Source organism: Maritimibacter sp. UBA3975 (assembly GCF_002384975.1).
Taxonomy (GTDB): domain Bacteria; phylum Pseudomonadota; class Alphaproteobacteria; order Rhodobacterales; family Rhodobacteraceae; genus Maritimibacter.
This window is the reverse complement of the sequence record NZ_DGCP01000012.1, coordinates 463,596-481,437: the sequence shown is the minus strand read 5'-3', so window position 1 is coordinate 481,437 and position 17,842 is coordinate 463,596. Positions and strand designations below refer to the sequence as shown.

General features: G+C 65.8%; 19 protein-coding genes and 1 tRNA gene. 10 read left to right on the top strand and 10 right to left on the bottom strand.

Annotated elements, in window-relative coordinates; all coding sequences use genetic code 11:
• On the bottom strand, nt 1–834 hold an 834-nt coding region (locus B2585_RS16260; protein ID WP_292024991.1), incomplete at its 3' end, for a ParB/Srx family N-terminal domain-containing protein.
• A 131-nt stretch (nt 835–965) separates the two neighbouring features.
• Between B2585_RS16260 and B2585_RS16255 the strand changes: the two genes are divergently transcribed.
• Entirely contained in the window at nt 966–1,295 is a 330-nt protein-coding gene (locus B2585_RS16255; protein ID WP_292024990.1) for a helix-turn-helix domain-containing protein, read from the top strand.
• 3 nt (nt 1,296–1,298) lie between these two features.
• Complete coding sequence (locus B2585_RS16250; protein ID WP_292024989.1) at nt 1,299–2,162, top strand: ImmA/IrrE family metallo-endopeptidase; 864 nt, start codon at nt 1,299–1,301, stop codon at nt 2,160–2,162.
• Between the two features lie 391 nt (nt 2,163–2,553).
• On the opposite strand, the gene B2585_RS16245 is transcribed toward B2585_RS16250, so the two are convergent.
• From B2585_RS16245 to lgt, 5 genes are all read right to left on the bottom strand, one after another.
• A tRNA-Gln gene (locus B2585_RS16245) sits at nt 2,554–2,628 on the bottom strand.
• 64 nt (nt 2,629–2,692) lie between these two features.
• Nucleotides 2,693–4,006: a mechanosensitive ion channel family protein gene (locus B2585_RS16240; protein WP_292024988.1), complete on the bottom strand. Its 1,314-nt coding sequence runs from the start codon at nt 4,004–4,006 to the stop codon at nt 2,693–2,695.
• A 423-nt stretch (nt 4,007–4,429) separates the two neighbouring features.
• Complete coding sequence (gene pgeF / locus B2585_RS16235) at nt 4,430–5,188, bottom strand: peptidoglycan editing factor PgeF (protein ID WP_292024987.1); 759 nt, start codon at nt 5,186–5,188, stop codon at nt 4,430–4,432.
• On the bottom strand, nt 5,185–6,243 hold the full coding sequence (locus tag B2585_RS16230; protein WP_292024986.1) for a class I SAM-dependent methyltransferase: 1,059 nt from the start codon (nt 6,241–6,243) through the stop codon (nt 5,185–5,187). The genes pgeF and B2585_RS16230 overlap by 4 nt, the downstream gene beginning before the upstream one ends.
• Nucleotides 6,240–7,130, bottom strand: coding sequence for a prolipoprotein diacylglyceryl transferase (gene lgt, locus B2585_RS16225; protein ID WP_292024985.1), 891 nt, complete (start codon nt 7,128–7,130; stop codon nt 6,240–6,242). The genes B2585_RS16230 and lgt overlap by 4 nt, the downstream gene beginning before the upstream one ends.
• Nucleotides 7,131–7,268: 138 nt before the next feature.
• Here lgt and B2585_RS16220 point away from each other — a divergent pair, with 138 nt between their 5' ends.
• Together B2585_RS16220 and B2585_RS16215 are read left to right on the top strand one after the other, a co-directional pair.
• Nucleotides 7,269–7,535: an accessory factor UbiK family protein gene (locus B2585_RS16220; RefSeq protein WP_292024984.1), complete on the top strand. Its 267-nt coding sequence runs from the start codon at nt 7,269–7,271 to the stop codon at nt 7,533–7,535.
• Nucleotides 7,535–8,002: a CAP domain-containing protein gene (locus B2585_RS16215; protein ID WP_292024983.1), complete on the top strand. Its 468-nt coding sequence runs from the start codon at nt 7,535–7,537 to the stop codon at nt 8,000–8,002. Before B2585_RS16220 ends, B2585_RS16215 begins: the two co-directional genes overlap by 1 nt.
• 74 nt (nt 8,003–8,076) lie before the next feature.
• Here the strand turns inward: B2585_RS16215 and B2585_RS16210 are convergent, their stop codons facing one another.
• Nucleotides 8,077–8,889: an SseB family protein gene (locus B2585_RS16210; protein WP_292024982.1), complete on the bottom strand. Its 813-nt coding sequence runs from the start codon at nt 8,887–8,889 to the stop codon at nt 8,077–8,079.
• Nucleotides 8,886–9,479 (bottom strand): uracil-DNA glycosylase family protein, encoded by a 594-nt coding sequence (locus B2585_RS16205; RefSeq protein WP_292024981.1) that lies wholly within the window; start codon nt 9,477–9,479, stop codon nt 8,886–8,888. The genes B2585_RS16210 and B2585_RS16205 overlap by 4 nt, the downstream gene beginning before the upstream one ends.
• A 194-nt stretch (nt 9,480–9,673) precedes the next feature.
• Between B2585_RS16205 and B2585_RS16200 the strand changes: the two genes are divergently transcribed.
• The 4 genes from B2585_RS16200 (at nt 9,674) to B2585_RS16185 (ending at nt 14,722) form a co-directional block, all read left to right on the top strand.
• Nucleotides 9,674–10,750, top strand: a complete 1,077-nt coding sequence (locus tag B2585_RS16200) for a Hint domain-containing protein (protein WP_292024980.1) — start codon at nt 9,674–9,676, stop codon at nt 10,748–10,750.
• A 74-nt stretch (nt 10,751–10,824) separates the two neighbouring features.
• Nucleotides 10,825–12,123 (top strand): Na+/H+ antiporter NhaA, encoded by a 1,299-nt coding sequence (locus B2585_RS16195; protein WP_292024979.1) that lies wholly within the window; start codon nt 10,825–10,827, stop codon nt 12,121–12,123.
• Nucleotides 12,124–12,318: 195 nt separating this feature from the next.
• Complete coding sequence (locus B2585_RS16190; RefSeq protein ID WP_292024978.1) at nt 12,319–12,978, top strand: ABC transporter ATP-binding protein; 660 nt, start codon at nt 12,319–12,321, stop codon at nt 12,976–12,978.
• Nucleotides 12,956–14,722, top strand: coding sequence for a capsule biosynthesis protein (locus tag B2585_RS16185; RefSeq protein ID WP_292024977.1), 1,767 nt, complete (start codon nt 12,956–12,958; stop codon nt 14,720–14,722). The genes B2585_RS16190 and B2585_RS16185 overlap by 23 nt, the downstream gene beginning before the upstream one ends.
• Nucleotides 14,723–14,738: 16 nt before the next feature.
• Here B2585_RS16185 and B2585_RS16180 read toward each other — a convergent pair whose 3' ends face one another.
• Together B2585_RS16180 and B2585_RS16175 are read right to left on the bottom strand one after the other, a co-directional pair.
• Nucleotides 14,739–15,194 carry an Lrp/AsnC family transcriptional regulator gene (locus B2585_RS16180; RefSeq protein WP_292024976.1) on the bottom strand — a complete coding sequence of 152 codons (456 nt, stop codon included), beginning with the start codon at nt 15,192–15,194 and terminating at the stop codon, nt 14,739–14,741.
• A complete protein-coding gene (locus B2585_RS16175) occupies nt 15,191–15,649 on the bottom strand; it encodes an Lrp/AsnC family transcriptional regulator (protein ID WP_292024975.1) in 459 nt (152 codons plus the stop codon). Before B2585_RS16175 ends, B2585_RS16180 begins: the two co-directional genes overlap by 4 nt.
• Nucleotides 15,650–15,834: 185 nt before the next feature.
• Here B2585_RS16175 and B2585_RS16170 point away from each other — a divergent pair, with 185 nt between their 5' ends.
• Nucleotides 15,835–16,956, top strand: coding sequence for a Hint domain-containing protein (locus B2585_RS16170; protein WP_292024974.1), 1,122 nt, complete (start codon nt 15,835–15,837; stop codon nt 16,954–16,956).
• Nucleotides 16,957–17,102: 146 nt separating this feature from the next.
• Nucleotides 17,103–17,842 (top strand): ketol-acid reductoisomerase (gene ilvC / locus B2585_RS16165; protein WP_292025004.1); only part of this gene is annotated, 740 nt, incomplete at its 3' end.

Sequence of the window (17,842 nt, the reverse complement as noted above, 5' to 3'; positions counted from 1 at the left end):
GTTCTTGAGCTCGTCATAGACCGCTTCTCCCGCGGCCAGCATCTCGCCCATGTGGCGCCAGTCCATGCACAGGAAGTGGATCGATCCGTCCACCGCGTGGTCCGCCATGTTGCCGAGCGCCGTCGTCAGGAACCCGGTGAAGGCCTCCGAGCTCATCTCGCCCGACGCCATCGCGAACTCCCGATGCTGCACCTTGCCGGAGTTACCCACATGCCCGTCGATCGGCACGTTGTAGGGTGGGTCCGAGAACACCATCCGCGCGACCTGCCCCGCCATCAGGCCTCCGACCACAGCCGGGTCGAGCGCATCCCCGCACACCAGGCGATGGCGCCCGAGCCGCCAGACATCGCCGGGGTGGACCCGCCGCGACGCCGTCTCAGGCACCTCGTCATCCGCCGGATCGTCCGGCTCTTCCGGCGCCACCGCCTCCAGGATCCCGTCGATCTCCGGGATCGAGAATCCCGTCAGTCCCACGTCGAAGTCGAGCTCAGCCTCCATCAAGGCGCCGAGTTCCGCCGCGAGCAGGTCCTCGTCCCAGCCTGCATTGAGCGCCAGCTTGTTGTCCGCCAGAACATAGGCGCGCTTCTCCGCCTCGCTCATGTGATCGAGCCGAAGGCACGGCACCTCGCCAAACCCGAGAAGCTCGGCCGCCGCAACCCGGCCATGGCCTGCAAGGATGGTCCGTCGCTCGTCGATCAGGACCGGGTTGGTGAACCCGAAGGTCTCGATGGACGCCGCAATCTGGCGCACCTGCTTCTTCGAATGGGTCCGCGCATTGCGCGCCCAGGGGGTGAGGTCGCCCAGGGCGACGTTCTCGATCTTGTCTCGGGTCATTCCTGACCTCCTTGATCTGCTCATTCGACAGAATCGGCTCTGCCTGCCTGTGTCGTTCGATATATCTTACGATTGCATTTCGGTCAATCTGGGCGTATACGGTCGTCAGACATGGCGAACGGGGAGGATCCATGGAGATCGGGGAACGTCTCATGAGACTGCGCCAAACCTCGGGCCAGTCGCTGCAGCAGGTGGCAGACGCCGTCGGCGTCTCCAAGGCCCATGTCTGGGAGCTGGAGAAAGGCCGCAGCCGCAATCCGTCCTTCGAGCTCGTGCGCAAACTGGCCACCCATTATGGCGTGAGCATCGACGTCTTGACCGGCACGGCGCCCGAGCCCGCGCCCGAAGACATCAAGGTCGGTCGGATGCACCGCGACCTCGAAAGCCTGACCGACCGGGATCGGGCGATCATCGAAGAACTGATCGCATCGATGAAAGCCAGGGCCACGGAGGGCTCGTGACCCTTGGCGCTCGACCGGATCGACCTGGCGGATATCCACGCGCCTGACCGATTGGCAACCCGCCTGCACGCCCAGCTGGGACCGGTGACCTCGGCGGTTCCGATCGTCGAGATCGCGCTCGGCCTCGACATCTCGGATGTCCGGATCGACAGGTTTGACGGGTTCGAGGGCATGCTCCTGACGGACCGGGTCCGCAGCGATGGCGTCATCCTCGCAAACTGCCGCCACGGAGACCAACGCGCCCGTTTCACGATCGCCCATGAGCTGGGGCATTTCCTGCTCGAGCGCCACGAGGTCTCAAGCGGGACCGGCTTTCGCTGCACCTCGCGCGACATGCGTGAGACCCGCGAAGGACGCCGGGAGCTGCGCCAGGAGGCCGAAGCCAACCGGTTCGCGATCGAGCTCCTGGCCCCGTCCTCCATGTTCGACCGGCACCTCTCCTGCGACCCACACCTGCGAGACGTTCAGCACTTGCGCCGCGCCCTCGACCTCAGCGGCGAGGCCTGCATCCGGCGCATGGTCGAGCGCCGGGACGAGCCCCTGGCCGCGATCTGGTCCCACGAGGGCCGGATCCGGTATTCCATTCGGGGAGACGGGTTCCCGCACCTCGCGCCCAAAAAGAACGACCCCCTGCCAAAGATCAGCCAGGCGTTCGACGTGGTTTCGAAAGGAGTTCGGGGCATTACGACGTTCCGGGAGACCCACGCGGCGGCCTGGACCCATCGCCCGGAGATCGAGCTTTTCGAGCAGACCCGCGTCGGTCGGGACAGGCATGCGGTGACCCTGCTTTGGGCCGACCTGTCCCCCGAAGCCGACGACGAGGATGATGGCGCTCTGCCCGAGCTGGGAGAGCCCCGGTTCCGCTGAACGGGTGGCCGAAAACGGGTTCCCTGTTCTTGGCGCGCCATTCCCTGTTTCGGGTGCGTACATTCCCTGATCACGGGATTGGAATTCCCTGTTCCTGTAAGAACAGGGAAATGCCCCGCAACCCCCTGTAAACACGCTATTATCCGCGACCAGAATCCGCGGAATCGCGCGGATTCAGCGCCGGAAATGGAGAATTCCCTGTTAATTCCCTGTTAACCGCCAAATCCAGCCAAAACCGAACCCGCGAAAATTGCGAACTGAGACACAGGCCGGAAATGGGCCGTGAATGGTGGGAAAGGTGCGTCTCAGGTAAAGCGGGACGCAGTCAAGCCACCGAAAACGCGGGGGAAAACGGCGCCAAACGTCGTGCAGGGAATGAGACCGGGGTCGGTGGCTGGGGTGGTAGGATTCGAACCTACGATACACGGTACCAAAAACCGATGCCTTACCACTTGGCTACACCCCAACAGTGCGCGTGTTCCTACTCAAACCGACCTTGGGCTGCAAGCCAAAAAATCCGGACGCCCGCCTCATTCCTTGATCGCGTCGGAGCGCAGGAGATCCTCGCGTTCCGTGTCGCGTTCGGCGTCCACGATATTCTCCAGATCGTGCTCCAGCGTGGCTTCGACATTCTGGACCTCGCTCGTGCCAGGGCTGGCCGCCGTGGCCTGCGGGGGGGCCGCGTCCGCCTCTGCCTCGGTGTCGGACATGAGCAGGCGGTAGGTCGGCTCCGGCATCTGGATTCCGGCCTCGTCGAAAGCGAGGAGAACCTGCCGGATCGCCTCGGACCGGGCGGCGAGCAGCCCCGTCTCGCGCTGGTCGATCCAGGCGGTGAGGTTCATGCCGATGTCGGAGCCGCCCAGCTCGGTCGTCCAGATCGAGACGGCGGGGGTGTCGAGCACGAAGGGCATCGCCTTGAGCGTCTCTTCGGCAAGCTCCCGGGCCTTGGCGAGGTCGGTGCCGTAGGCCACGCCAAGCGCGAAAGCGAAGCGGCGCTCGGGGTTGCGCGTGTAGTTGATGATCTTGGACTTGAAGACGGTCGAGTTCGGGATTCGGATGTGGTTGCCGTCGAAGCTGAGCATGATCGTGGCACGGCTGGTCAAACGGATGACCTTGCCCTCTTCCCCGTCGATGCAGATCGCGTCATTGGGCGCGAAGGGCTGGCGCACCGACAACAGCACCGAGGCGATGAAGTTCTCGACCGTGTCGCGCACGGCGAAACCGATGGCGAGGCCGATGATCCCTGCCGCGCCGAGAATGGTGGACAAGAGCGCGGTGGCCCCGAGGATGTCGAGCGCGACGACCACGGCGGCCACGATCGCAGCGATGCGGATCACCGCGCGGATGATGTCGGCGATGAAGGCGTTTGGCGCGAGCCTGTCCCACGGCTGGCGCCGCCGGGCGATGAAGAAGCCGATCCAAAGGACGATGGCGAAGGCGATGAGCGCCACGCCGACCAGCGGCATGAAGGCCACGGCCTGCCAGAACCTGAGTTGCACGCGCTCCACCATCGGGGTGAGGCGGCGGCGCACGTCGGTCGAGATGCCCACCTCGTTCTCGATGGCGACCACCCCTTCGACCCGGCCCACTAGACCGTTCAGCGACTCGGACTGGCTGACGTCGAGCGTGGTGCCGCGCAGGGTGACGATGCCGGATTTCACGACGACCGTGACATCCTCGTATCCGTCGAGTTCGTGCAGGATGTCGCGGATCTTGGTGGCGATGGCCGCGTCGGCCTGGGCCTGTTCGCTGGTCGTGCCGGTGCCGGTGGTGATCGTGCCGTCCTGCGCGGCCGCCGGGGCGGCAAGGCACAGGATGAGCGCCAGCAGTCTGAATAAATGCATGTCCGTCCCCGAAAAATCCCCCGCCAGCTTATCCAGAGGTTTCCGCGATTGGGAACCCCCGAAGTGGGGGGCGGGCGCGCAAGAGGGACGGTCCCGCAAATGCAAAAGGCCGCCCCGAAGGACGGCCCTTTCGCGACTGTCGGTGCGCTTACGCGGCCTTGGCGCGTGCGGCGGCCCGCTTGCGGTTGCCACGATGGAACGGGAGATCAACCTTCTCCGTCGCGGCGGTTTCGACAATCGATTTGATCCAGCGTTGCTTCGACATGGGTGCCTCTTTTTTTTTTCGTCTCGGGGCGCGTGGCCCCTGTGTTTGCTGAGGACCATGAAGCGCCTGAAATCGGGCGGAGATTGGGCAGGTTCGGGGAAAGATACGGCCGCTTTAGGGGCCATTTTGGAAACAATCGCCCCGGACGCTGCGGATCGTCAGAGCCGAATCGCGGAAATGAGGCGGCCGTAGTCAGCTTCCTTGCGGTGGACCGAGCGGCGGTAGGAATAGAAGCGTTCGGGGTCGGCATAGGTGCAGTGGCGGGTCCACTCCGCATGGCCAACCCCGGCCTCACGCAAACGATGTACGCCGAAGCCCGGCAGGTCGAACTGCACACGGTCGCCCTGCCCGCCCGCGAAGAAGCGGCCGTTTTCGGGGTCGTCGTCCATGAAGCGGTCCATGAACTCCGGTCCCACTTCGTAATTGGCCTGGCTGATGGTGGGGCCGACCACCGCGCGGATGTTCTCGCGCGTTGCGCCTTCGGCCACCATCGCGTCCACCGTGGCCTCCAGCACGCCTTCGAGCGCACCACGCCAGCCGGCATGGGCCGCGCCGATGACGCCGGCCTCGGGGTCGGCGAAGAGCACCGGTTCGCAGTCGGCGGCGAGCACGGTCAGCACCAGCCCCGGCGTGCGGGTGACGAGGGCGTCTGCGCGCGGCTTGGTGCCGTTCTGGGGTTCGGTCACGACGACGACGTCCGGGGAATGGACCTGATGCACGCCGACCAGCGCCTCCGGCAACGCGTCCATCGACGCGGCCACGCGGGCACGGTTCATCTCGACCGCGCCTTCCTGATCGTCGGACCCGCCGCCGCAGTTCAGCCCGGTATAGATACCGGACGAGGCGCCGCCCTTGCGGGTAAAGAACCCGTGGCGCACGCCGTCGAGGGCCGTGGAGGTGATGACTTCAAGGTTCATGTTTCGAGTCCCGGCAACATGGGCGCCCCTTCGGGCACGAACGCGAGGATCTTGAACAGGGTTCCCATTTCATCGGGGTGCGTCAAGCGGCGATGCGCGGCGACGTGGCGGGAGAGCGGCTCGCCCTCAAGCCGCCGGGCGAGCGCCTGCGCGCGTGCGGTGATGCCCAGACGTTCGAGGAACACGCCCTGCGGCGTGAGGCGCGAGTGGGTCAGCCGCGGCGCGGCCTGTGCCAGCGCCTCGAAATCCACATGGGAGGTGAGGTCAGCCTCGCCCGGGTCAGCGAGCGGATCGGCGGTGTCGTGTTTCGCGACGGCTTGGAGCGTGTCGCCCAGAGAGTGCCAGTCGCCGTAGTCGATGATGAGTGCAGCGCCCCCGGACGCGGCGATGCGCGCGTCGATCTCGGCCATGACCGCCTCGCCCGCCGGGCGCAGCTCCACAAGGTCGCCGTCGCGGGCCTCCGCGAACCGGTCGAGGGCGGTGAGCGAGACCGGCCCGCCGAGGCCGAAGGTGAGAGCGTCGTCGGCCAGCCCAACCTGCCGCTCGCGCCACGCGCCATCGTCGCGCTGGAACTGGCGCACGGGGAGCGCGTCGAAGAACTCGTTGGCGACGAGGAAGATCGGCCCCGGCGGCACGTCTTCCAGCCGGTCGGCCCATGTCACGCCGTAGCCTGCGAGCGTGGCCTGCTGGCGGGTGCGCAGCGCCTCGGACGCTTCGACCAGCACCACGCGCAGGGCGTCGTGGAATCCCGGCACGCCGCGCGTGGCGCGCAGGATGTCGGCCATGAGGGTGCCGCGACCGGGGCCAAGCTCGGCCAAAACGATGGCCGCGGGCGACCCCTGATCCATCCACCCCTGCGCGAGGCACAGGCCGACCAGCTCACCGAACATCTGGGAAATCTCAGGCGCGGTGGTGAAATCGCCTGCGGCGCCGAAGGGGTCGCGGGTGGTGTAATAGCCGTGCTCGGGGTCGAGCAGGCATTCGCCCATGTAGTCGGCCACGCTCATCGGGCCGCTCTGGGCGATCCGCGCGCGCAGTTTCGCCGCGAGGCTCATCCGCGGCTGCGCCGGGCGGCCCAGATCAGGATGGCGAGGCCGCCGACGATCATCGGGAGGGTCAGAACCTGCCCCATCGTCAGCCCCGCCTCGCCAAGACGGACCACATGGCCCCAGGGATTGTCCGGGGTGATGAACTGGGCGTCGGCCTGCCGGAAGAACTCGACGATGAAGCGCGACACGCCGTAGCCCAGCACGAAGACGCCGGTGAGCATCCCGGGCCGCTTGAGCCAGCCCATCGCGAAGGCGAGCGTCAGGAGGATGATGCAGAGAACCAGCCCCTCAAGCCCCGCCTCGTAGAGTTGCGAGGGGTGGCGCGCGCAGGGATCGGTACCGGTCGCGCAGGACTGCGCGGCGGGACCGGGAAAGATCACGCCCCACGGCGCGTCGGTGGGACGCCCCCAAAGCTCGCCGTTGATGAAATTCGTGATCCGGACGAGGCCCAGCGCAGGCGGGGTCGCGATGGCCAGCAGGTCGAAGACCGACCATGTGACCAGCTTGTATTTCCGCGCGAACAGGATGAGCGCGATCATCACGCCGAGGAAGCCGCCGTGAAACGACATGCCGCCCTGCCAGATCTTCACGATGTCGACCGGGTTCTGAAGGTAGTATCCCGGCTGGTAGAACAGCACGAAGCCCAGTCGCCCGCCCGCGATGATGGCGATCACCATCCAGGTCACGAGTTCTTCGAGCTGCGCGCGGGTCATGCCCGGCTGCTCGCCCGCCCAGAGCCGGGGGCGCGAGATCGCCATGCGGATGATCCACCAGCCAATCGCGATGCCGACGATATAGCCGAGCGCGTACCAGCGGATGCCGAAATGCATCCCGAAAAGGTCGAAGCCGAAGGCCTCGGGCGACAGGTTCGGGAACTGGATCGCGGCTAACATGGGCGTTTGGTGCGCCGGGGCGGCGGAACTGTCAACCTGTCGCACGCGTTGAGAATCGTAGACGTGTCGCCCATATACATGTGATGCATGGGGCCAACCGGCGCTTGGACCGAGCGGCCCTTTGAACAGGAGATCGACATGCAAACCCGAAACAAGGTGCTGGACGACCTGTCTCAGCTCATGACGAACGCAATGGGCGTGGCCCAAGGCGCGCGGACCGAGGCCGAGACGGCGATGAAAAGCTGGATGGACCGCTGGCTGGCGGATCGCGACTTCGTGACGCGCGAGGAATTCGACGCCGTGCGCGCGATGGCGCAGAAGGCCCGTGAGGAAAACGACGCGCTCAAGGCGCGGATCGAGGCTTTGGAAGCGGCAGGGACGGCCAAGAAGACGGCCAAGGGCTGATGCGCCCGCTCGCAGCCATCCTGTGCGCGGCGCTGATCGCGATTGCGGGCAGTGCTTCGGTCGCCTGTGACCTGCCGTCGAATGCCGCCGCGCTCATGGCCGATGCCGGTCGGGCCGTGAATACCGAGCGTGAGAACGGCGGCGTGAAGGCTCTGCGCCGGGATGCACGTCTTGATCGGGCCGCGCAGCGCCATGCCTGCTGGATGTCTTCGAGCCAACGGTTTTCACACGAAGGGGCGGGCCGCTCCCAGCCCTTCGACCGGATCGCGTCGGCCGGCTACACGGCGCGGCTGTCGTCGGAAAACATCGCCCACGGGCAGGGCAGCGCGGCCGAGGTGGTCAAGGACTGGATGACGTCGGGCGGTCACCGCTCCAACATCATGCGCGCGGATGCAGTCGATTACGGTGTCGGCGTTGCGCTGCTGCGCTCCCGGCCCGTCTGGGTGATGCTCTACGCCGCGCAGTAAGTCGGATCAGGACAATTCGGACGGTTTGGTCGCCGGGGTATCAGCGCCCCGGCGTTCTTTTTCTGCAAGCCCGCTTATTTCAGGATCGGGGGTTTCGACGGGTCCGAGCCCGGTGCGGGGCGCACTGACGGCGCCTCTGGCTCCGGCTCCGGTTCCGGCATGTCGAACCGCAGACCCACCTTGGCGAGACGTGTCGTGACCTCGTCCCCCGACGCGAAGAAAGCGACGTCGAGCCGCTGGTCGGCACCGGAAAATGTCATCGCCTCCTGCGCGGCACGCGCGAGGGCGCTTTCCGATCCCTCGGCCGCGTCGATGAAAGCGAGGACGAGGCCTTCGCTCTGGTCGTCATAGAGCGCACGGGCGAGCACCGCGTGGTCGCACAGCCCCGCTGCCACCGCGAGTTTGGTGGACAGCCCGGTGATGAGCCGGTCTGAGAGGCCTGTGGGCGGTTCCAGCGCACGCACCTGCCCCTCGACCTCCTCCGGTGCCGGGCCGAGCGTCTGGGCGAGCCAGTCGACGGCGGCGGCCGGAATGAGGATCGACGAGGGCGCAACGCCGAGGTTCACGCCCAGCCCGATGCCGGAGCCTGCGACCATCGCCGCGATCACGCGCCCCGGCAGGGCGGCGTAGGGCGCCGGGCCTTCGGCGAAGGCCGCCAGCCGGTCCTCCTGATCGAAGACGAGGACATAGCGGTCGGGCGGCGCGTCTTCGCCTGCCTCAAGTTCGAAAAGCTCGGGATTGACCGACTCGCCGCGCGATTCCTCCTTGAGCAGGAGAAACAGTTCGCCGTCGGCCAGGTGCCCGTAGAACGCCAGCCGCGCGCCGTCGTCCTCCAGATCCGCCTGCATCGCCGCATGGGCGGTATCGAGCACGGTTTCCTCGGTCATGGGTTCAGCACCTCCGCGACGCGGGTTCTGAGCACCGGGACAAGCTCGGTCTCGAACCACGGGTTTTTCCTGAGCCACCCGGTATTGCGCCACGACGGATGAGGCAAGGGGATGATGCCCGGGGCGTGATCGCGCCAGCCGCGCACGGTGTCGGTCATCGAGCCGCGCGCGCCGATGTAGCGCCGCTGGGAATAGGCACCGACGAGCAGCATCAACTCGGGCGCGAGTGTTTCGTCCACCGTGTCATGCCAGGTCGCGGCGCAGACGGGCGGGGGCGGCAGGTCCGCACCGCGCGCGTCGTAGCCGGGAAAGCAGAAGGCCATCGGCGTGATCGCCACGCGCGACCGGTCGTAAAAGGTCGCCCGGTCCACCCCCATCCAGTCGCGCAGCCGGTCGCCGGAGCGGTCGTCGAAGGGCACGCCGCTTTCATGCACCCGCATTCCGGGCGCCTGCCCGATGATGCGCAGCCGTGCGCCGGGTTCGAACCACGCCACGGGGCGTGGGGCATGTCCGGTCTTCGTCGCACGGAACTGTTCGGCACAAATGCGGCAGGCCCGGATTCGGTCGGGAAGTGACGGCACGCCTTGCATAACAAGAGCTTAAACCTTCCCCGCATAGGCAACAATGCCCCGATCCAGTCCGGACATTAACCACGGATTGTTCACGAACGTGCCCCATTTCCGACCCTATGGGCAGGGTATCCATGCTGCGGGTTAGTCCCAAGAGCAGTGTTTTTTGTACGAGTGCCAAGTGGAAATAAGACATTGAAGAACTGAGGGTAGACATGGCGACGAGCAGGCTTTCAGCCTATTATATCGGCACCTATGCCGATCTCGACCTCGCGGAGGGGGACACGGTGGCGCAAACCGCCGGTCGGCTTGTGGGCTATCGTCTGGGCGACTCACAGCATCCGGCGCATTCGCGTGAAAACACGCTGCTGCTCGACAACACCTCTGACGCGGTCGCTGACCGGTTGACCTGGGGCGGCAAGGTGGCCGAGATGGTCGCCTCTCTGCACGTTTCGGTGAAGCTCACCTATATCGACCGCAAGACCGACTCGACCTGGATGGTCGTGTTGCAGGACACCCTTGGCCGTGTGTTCCTCACCCCCTTCGCAGACGGGTCGGAATTTTCCGAGGCCTTCGTCGAGAAGCCCATCGAAACCATCGAGATCGAGACCATCACCGGTGAGCATTACCGCGCCGCCGTGCGTGAGCTGGCCGATCAGGGCTATGTCTGTTTCGGCTCCGACACCCGCATCCAGACGCCCACGGGCGAGAAGAAGGTTGTGCGGCTCAAGCCCGGCGATCTGGTCAATACCGTCGACAATGGTCCGCAGCCGATCCGCTGGGTGGCCATGCGCCGCCTCGGCCCGCTCGAGCTGCGCAAGAACCCTGCGATCCGGCCAATCCGCGTGCGTCAGGGGGCGCTCGGTCACGGGCTGCCGGAGCGCGATGTGCTTTTGTCGCCGCAACACAGGGTGCTCGTCCGCTCGCGCCTCGCCATGGGCATGTTCGGCACGACCGAAGTGCTGGTGGCGGTCCGCTCGCTTCTGGGCCTGCCCGGCTTCGAGGTCGCCGAGGACGTGGGCGGCGTGATCTATGTCCACCTTCTGTTCGACGACCACGAGGTGGTCATCGCGGACGGTGCCCCGATGGAGAGCCTGTTCCTCGGGACCGGCGCACGGGAGGCCGTTGGCCAGGAGGCGCTGGAAGAGATCCGGGCGATCATGCCGGAACTGGTCGACATGATGATCGCCGGACAGGGCACCCCCGCCCGTCCGCTGACCGAGCCGGAGCGCGCCGCCGAGATGGGCGTGATCCACCGGGACCGGAACGTGCCGCTGGTCGCCGGCTTCTGAGGCCGACCGCGCGGCATTGAGCCGCCCCGCCCCTTCCGCTACATCAGCCGTTAACCTCTTTTGGAGAGCGGCGCATGTACCGGGTCTGGAACTTCATCGCGAATTACTCGGTCCTGCTGATCGGCGGGGCGCTGATCGCGCTGGTCTGGGCGAACATCGACCCCGTGGGGTATCGCCACTTCGTAGAGTTCCCGCTCTGGTTCAACGGATGGATCGGCGAAGAAATACACCGCTGGGACATGGCCTTTGGCCCGGGTGCGGAGCTTTATGAGACCGGCGACGTGGAGCGGGTGCTGACCATCCATTATCTCGTCAACGATCTGCTCATGGCGCTGTTTTTCTTCATCGCCGGCAAGGAAGTGTGGGAAGCGGTGGTCCTGAAACGCGGGGCGCTGCGTGGGCGCAAGGCCGCCACGCCGCTGGTCGCCACGGCGGGCGGGATGATCGGGCCGGTCGTCGTTTATCTTGGGCTCGCCGCGATCCTCGGCTCCGACACCTATGACGCGGTCGCGAATGGCTGGGCGATTCCGACCGCGACGGATATCGCATTTTCCTATGTCGTGGGGCGAATGGTCTTTGGCGCGGGGCATCCCGCGGTTCGATTCCTGCTCCTGCTCGCCATCGCGGATGATGCGGGCGGGCTCATCATCCTCGCGCTGTTCTATCCGAGCGCGGCAATCGCCCCGGTGTGGCTGCTGTTGTCCTTCGCGGCGGCATTCGGCGCTTTCGTCGCGTTCAACTGGCTGCCGCGCAGGCTCGACCGGGGGGACCAGAACCGCCCGCGTTCGACCTGGGTGCGGCTGCACCTGTCGTGGTATCCCTATGCGGTCGCCGGGCTTGTCAGCCTTTTCGCCTTCACCCAGTCCGGGCTGCACCCGGCGCTTGCGCTCTTGCCGCTGATCCCCGCCCTGCCCCATGCCGACCGGGCCTTCGGCATCTTCGCCGAGGCCGAGACGCATCTGCATGACGTGCTGAACGAGGCCGAACATGCGCTTCAGGTTCCCGTCGAGGTGATCCTGTTCCTGTTCGGGCTGGTGAACGCGGGTGTCGTGGTCACGGCGATCGGCGCGCCGACGTGGCTGGTGCTTGGCGGGCTGCTGCTGGGCAAGCCGGTGGGCATCGCGCTCGCCGGTCTGCTGGCTGCGCGCGTCTTCGGGCTGGGCCTGCCGGACGGGATGCGGACCGCCGACCTCGTGGTCGTCGGCCTTGTCGCCGCCATCGGCTTTACCGTGTCGCTGTTCTTCGCCGCCGTCGCCTTCGATCCCGGCCCGGTGCAGGAGGCCGCCAAAATGGGCGCGCTCTTCAGCTTCGTGGCGGTCATCGCCGCGCTGGTGGCGGGTAAATTGTTGCGGGTTGAGAAACGCGCGGTCTGAAAACCGGGACTCAAAGGCCGATTGTTTCGCACGATATGGTTAATTTCGTCACGATCACGCCCCATTCATCGACAAAGCGTTGTCTTGAGGGGGCTTCATCCGACATAATGAGGACAGATTGGCCCGCTATAGCCTCTCGTTAACGATGTCTGGGTCACAACAGACACCGAGGCCGCAGCAGTAACCGGGGTTCGAATGATCGAATTCAACAACGTTTCCAAGTCCTATTGGACCGGCGTGCAGCGCAAGGTCATCCTCGACCATGCGTCGTTTCGCGTCGAACTCGGGAATTCGCTCGGCATCCTCGCGCCCAACGGGACCGGCAAGACGACGATCATCCAGATGATGGCAGGGCTGGAAAAGCCCGACGAAGGCGAAATCCGGCGCACGAGCCGCGTGTCCTTCCCGCTGGGCTTCATGGGCGGCGTGGTGCCCAAGCTCTCGGCCAAGGAAAACGCCCGCTATATCGCCAAGCTCTATGGCCTCGACCCGGATTACATCGAGGCGTTCACGCGCTGGCTTTGCGGGCTCGAAGAATACTACGACTTCCCGCTCGGCACGTATTCGTCGGGCATGAAGGCGCGGTTCACCTTTTCCCTGCTCCTCGCGCTCGAGTTTGACATCTACCTTATCGACGAGGGGATGCCGCAGACGACGGATGCGGAGTTCAACCGCAAGGCAGGCGACGTGCTGCGCCAGCGGTTGGAAAGCGCGACGGTCGTGGTGGTGAGCCATCAGGCCCAGACGCTTGAGAAATTCTGCCGTTCGGCGGCGGTGCTGCACAACGGGCAGCTCTTCATGTTCGACACCTTGGAAGAAGCGAAACAGCTCTATGACTACTCCACCCAAGGCTAGGAAATTCCGCATCCGCCGCCCCACGTCCGGGGATGAGGCAGGCGGGGACGCGCCCGCGACGGCGCAGGAACGGCCTGCCGCTCAACCGACGGCGCAGCCGCGTCCGGCCGCCCAGCAGCCCGCGCAACGTCCGCCCGCGCCCAAAGGTGCGGCCCTGCGCCCGCCCCGCCAGCTCAACCAGATGGAGGAGGCCGCGCTCGAAGGTCAGGAAGACGGCTTCGGCAGCGCCCCCTTCCCCGGCGCCGCCGCCTCGCAGGGCGGTCAGAAACCGCAGCCGACCCCGTCGCGCCGCGAGCCGCCCGAGGTCGAGATCGGGCGCATCAAGCAGGAGGGCCTGACGGGCCGCCAGTTGCGCATGGCCCGCCGGGTCGCGCAGAAGCACGGGCTTCCGGCCACGTCCGACTATGACGCCGTGCGCCTTTTGCGTCAGTCCGGGGTCGACCCGTTCCAGACCGCCAACATGCTACAGCTCGTCTCGTCCGAGGAGGAAGAACCGCGCAAGCCGCCGCAGGGGGCCGAGGGCCGCGTCCAGCTTCCCCAGACGATCCAGCCGCAGCAACAGCAGCTTCCCTCCACGAACGTATTGGACGCCGCTGACCGCGCGCGGTCGATTCAGGACATGCAGGAGCAGATCGTGCGCCGCCGGCGCAAGAAGCTGTTGCTGCTGGCCACGCGCCTTGCGGCGCTGGTCCTGCTCCCGACGCTTCTCGCAGGTTGGTATTTCTATGTCGTGGCGACGCCGATGTATGCCACGAAATCGGAATTCGTGATCCAGAAGGCCGAAAGCGGCGGCACGGCGATGTCGAGCCTGTTTGCGGGCTCCGGCCTCGCCACGTCGCAGGATTCGATCACGGTGCAGAGCTACCTCACCTCCCGCGACGCGATGCTCAGGCTGAATGAGGAACTGGGGTTCAAGGAGCATTTCTCGGACCCGTCCATCGACCCGATCCAGCGGCTCGACGCGAACGCGACGAACGAGGAAGCCTACAAGACCTACAAACGCAACGTGAAGATCGGCTTCGATCCGACCGAAGGCATCGTGAAGATGGAAGTCGTGGCCGCCGATCCCGAAACTTCGGCGGCCATGTCCGAGGCGCTGATCCGCTACGCCGAGCAGCGTGTCGACAACCTGACCAGCCGCCTGCGCGACGACCAGATGGCCGGGGCGCGCGACAGTTATGAAGATGCGGAACGGGCGATGCTGGAAGCGCAGGCCGATGTCCTGCGCCTTCAGGAGAGCATGGGGATCTTCGACGCGACGTCGGATGCGACCTCGATCATGGGCCAGGTCAACACGTTCGAAACTCAGTTGCAGCAAAAGCGGCTCCAGCTTCAGCAGCTTCTCGACAACCCGCGCCCGAACCAGGCGCGTGTCGAGGGTGTGCGCGGCGACATCGCGCGGCTTGAGGATCTGGTGGCGGACCTGCGCGCCCGGCTGACGGAGCAGGGCCAGCAGGGCGGCGACAGCCTCGCCTCCGTATCCGGTCAGCTGACCATCGCGCAGACCAACCTGCAAACGCGCACCGCGCTCATGCAGCAGGCTTTGCAACAGCTTGAAACGGCGCGGATCGAGGCGAACAAGCAGACCCGCTACCTCGAGCTCGGGGTGCATCCGGTTGCGCCGGACCAGCCGACCTATCCCCGCTCCTTCGAGAACACGCTTCTGGCGTTCCTCGTTTTCGCGGGCATTTACCTGATGGTGTCGATCACCGCGTCGATCCTGCGCGAGCAGGTGACGAGCTGACGCGTGCCGGGGCCGGTCAGATCGGCCCCGGACGACGCTCCTCCGACAAGAGCACGTTTGCCTCGACCTCGCCCACGCCCGGCAGGGTCATGATGCGACGGCGCAGGATGCGCTCGAAATCCGACAGGTCGCGCGCGACGATGCGCAGACGGTAGTCGTAGAGCCCCAGCACATGATGGACGAGCTGGACCTCGGGGATGGCGGTGACCGCCCGCTCGAAATCCTCGAGGCTGACCCGCCCTTTCGCGGCAAGCTTGATGCCGAGGAACACGGTCACGCCGAAGCCCAGCGCCTCCCGGTCGATTTCGACCCGCCGCCCGGCGAGGATACCGGCATCCGACAGCCGCTTGACCCGGCGCCACGCGGCGGGTTGCGACAGGCCGAACCGGCGGCCCAGCGCCCCGGCAGACACAGTGGCGTCTTCGGACAGTGCGCGAAGGAAGGCGCGGTCGATGTCGTCCAGCGCGGTCACAGCGGCAGCGCCTCGCGCTCGACGATGGTGGCGACCTGCATCAGCGCCTCGATCTCGGAGATATGCGGCAGGGTCAGGATGCGCTCACGGTAGATCTGCTGATAATGCCCCATGTCGCGAGCGATGACGTGAAGCCGCACGTCGACCTTGCCCAGAAACGTCTGGATCTGCGTCACCTCGGGCACGTCGCGCGCGGCGGCGATGAATTCGTCGAAGGCGCGCGGATCGGTCTTGTCGAGCGTGAAGCGCAACGACACCTCGACGCCGTAACCCAGCCGGGACCAGTCGATCACCGCGTGCTGCCCTCGGATGACCCCCTCGCGCGTCATCCGGTCGAGCCGGCGCGAGGCCGTCGCGGGGGTGACGCCCGCAAGCTCGGCCAGCGCCCCGGCACTAAGGCCCGGGTCCGCCAGAAGGCGCCGCAGAAGCCGTCGGTCCGTATCGTCGATGCGCATGATTTTCTCGTGCTTGGTCAGGAGAACGCATGACTTGATCGCAGATCGGGGGTTCAGCGTCAATTCTCACGGGCAGTGGGCTCATGGAACCGCCAAATTCCCCGACTAGCGCAGGATCGCCGCGCCTGCTATTCTTTCCCCAAGAGCACAAGCGGCGACACGACCGCAGGACATACGGGCAATTCATGGCTGAGCAGACGATATACGTCTATGCCAAGTCGGGCGTGACCATCACGCATGCCGACGGGAGCCCCACTAACACCGCCGACATTTTGGGCGCCTCACTCTGGGGCAACGCCTTTTCGTGGGAAAACCCCAACGACCTCACGATCACGCTGCCCACGGATCATGCCGAAATCACCTTCGAGGACAGCGACGGGGTGATCAGCGATGACCCCTTTTCGGGCTCGCAGGTCACCGACCAGTTGCTGACAGCCCCGGCGACGATCGACGGCACCACCTATACCCCCAGCACGTCGGACATCCGGTGGCAGAACCCTGCGCCCGTCAATGTCGAGAACGAGTTTCAGGTCACGCTCTTCGGACCGGATGGCACCTCTTACACGATGCTGGGCATCTCGATCACCGAGGGCTATTCGACCAATGTCGTGGGGGTCACCTTCGCCGGTGGCCATCCACCCCCGGGCACCACGCTTACCTACATACGGGGCGAGTCCTCCTATGGCGGATCGGGGGGCAGCACCGAGATTTCCGATACAGTGCCCTGCTTTCTCGCGGGCACCCGGATCGACACGGCGCGCGGCGCGAAGGCGGTCGAGGAGCTGCGTGCCGGGGACCTCGTCCAGACGCTTGACCGCGGGCTGCAACCGCTTCGCTGGGTGGGCGCGAGCACGGTCTGCGGCCTCGGACCACAGGCCCCGATCCTGTTGCGCAAGGGCGCGCTCGGCAATCACGCGGACCTCTACGTCTCGCCCAATCACCGCATCCTCGTGCGCGCGGCGGCGGCCGAGTTCTATTATGGCTCCACCGACGTACTGGTTCCCGCCAAGGCGCTGGTCGACGGCCGGGGCATCCGGCCGGCCCCACGGCGCGAGGCGCAGTACATCCACCTGCTCCTGCCCCGCCACGAGATGGTGTTTTCCGAAGGGCTCGCAAGCGAGAGCCTTTTCACCGGCGCTGTCGCGATTGGCGCTTTCGACGAAACGGCACGGGGCGAGCTGCTGGCGGTCATGAAGACCTGCGGTCAGCGTGCCAGCCAGTTGAATCGGCCCGCCCTGTCCGTGCAGGAGGCCCGCGCACTCCTCGCGCTCTGCCGGACGCCTGAGCGGGGCATGCGGGCCGCCTGAGTCCGCACATGAATTCTGCAGTAATTCTCATTTCGGCAAATGATGGATACTCATTTTTCGCAGAACGTCGCCAGATTGCACGAATTTTCACTGAAACAGGCCTAGTATGCCCGCCGAACGACAGAAAAAGGGAGCATGCCATGAGCCTGCGCGTTTATTACGATCGCGATTGCGATGTGAACCTCATCAAGGACAAGAAGGTCGCCATTCTCGGGTACGGCTCGCAGGGCCACGCCCATGCGCTGAACCTGCGTGACAGCGGCGCCAAGAACGTGGTCGTCGCGCTGCGCGACGGGTCGCCGTCGGCGAAGAAGGCCGAGGGCGAAGGCCTCAAGGTCATGGAAATCGCGGAAGCCGCCGCCTGGTGCGACGTCATCATGTTCACCATGCCCGATGAGCTTCAGGCCGAGACCTACAAGAAGTACGTCCACGACAACCTGAAGGAAGGCTCCGCCATTGCCTTTGCCCACGGTCTGAACGTCCACTTCGGCCTGATCGAGCCCAAGCCCGGCGTCGACGTCATCATGATGGCGCCCAAGGGTCCGGGCCACACCGTGCGCGGCGAATACGTCAAGGGCGGCGGTGTGCCCTGCCTCGTGGCCGTTCATCAGGACGCGACCGGCAAGGCGCTTGAAATCGGCCTGTCCTATTGCTCCGCCATCGGTGGCGGACGTTCGGGCATCATCGAGACGAACTTCCGTGAAGAGTGCGAAACCGACCTCTTCGGTGAGCAGGCCGTGCTGTGCGGCGGTCTCGTCGAACTGATCCGCATGGGTTTCGAGACGCTGACCGAAGCGGGCTATGCCCCCGAGATGGCCTATTTCGAGTGCCTGCATGAAGTGAAGCTGATCGTGGACCTGATCTACGAAGGCGGCATCGCCAACAT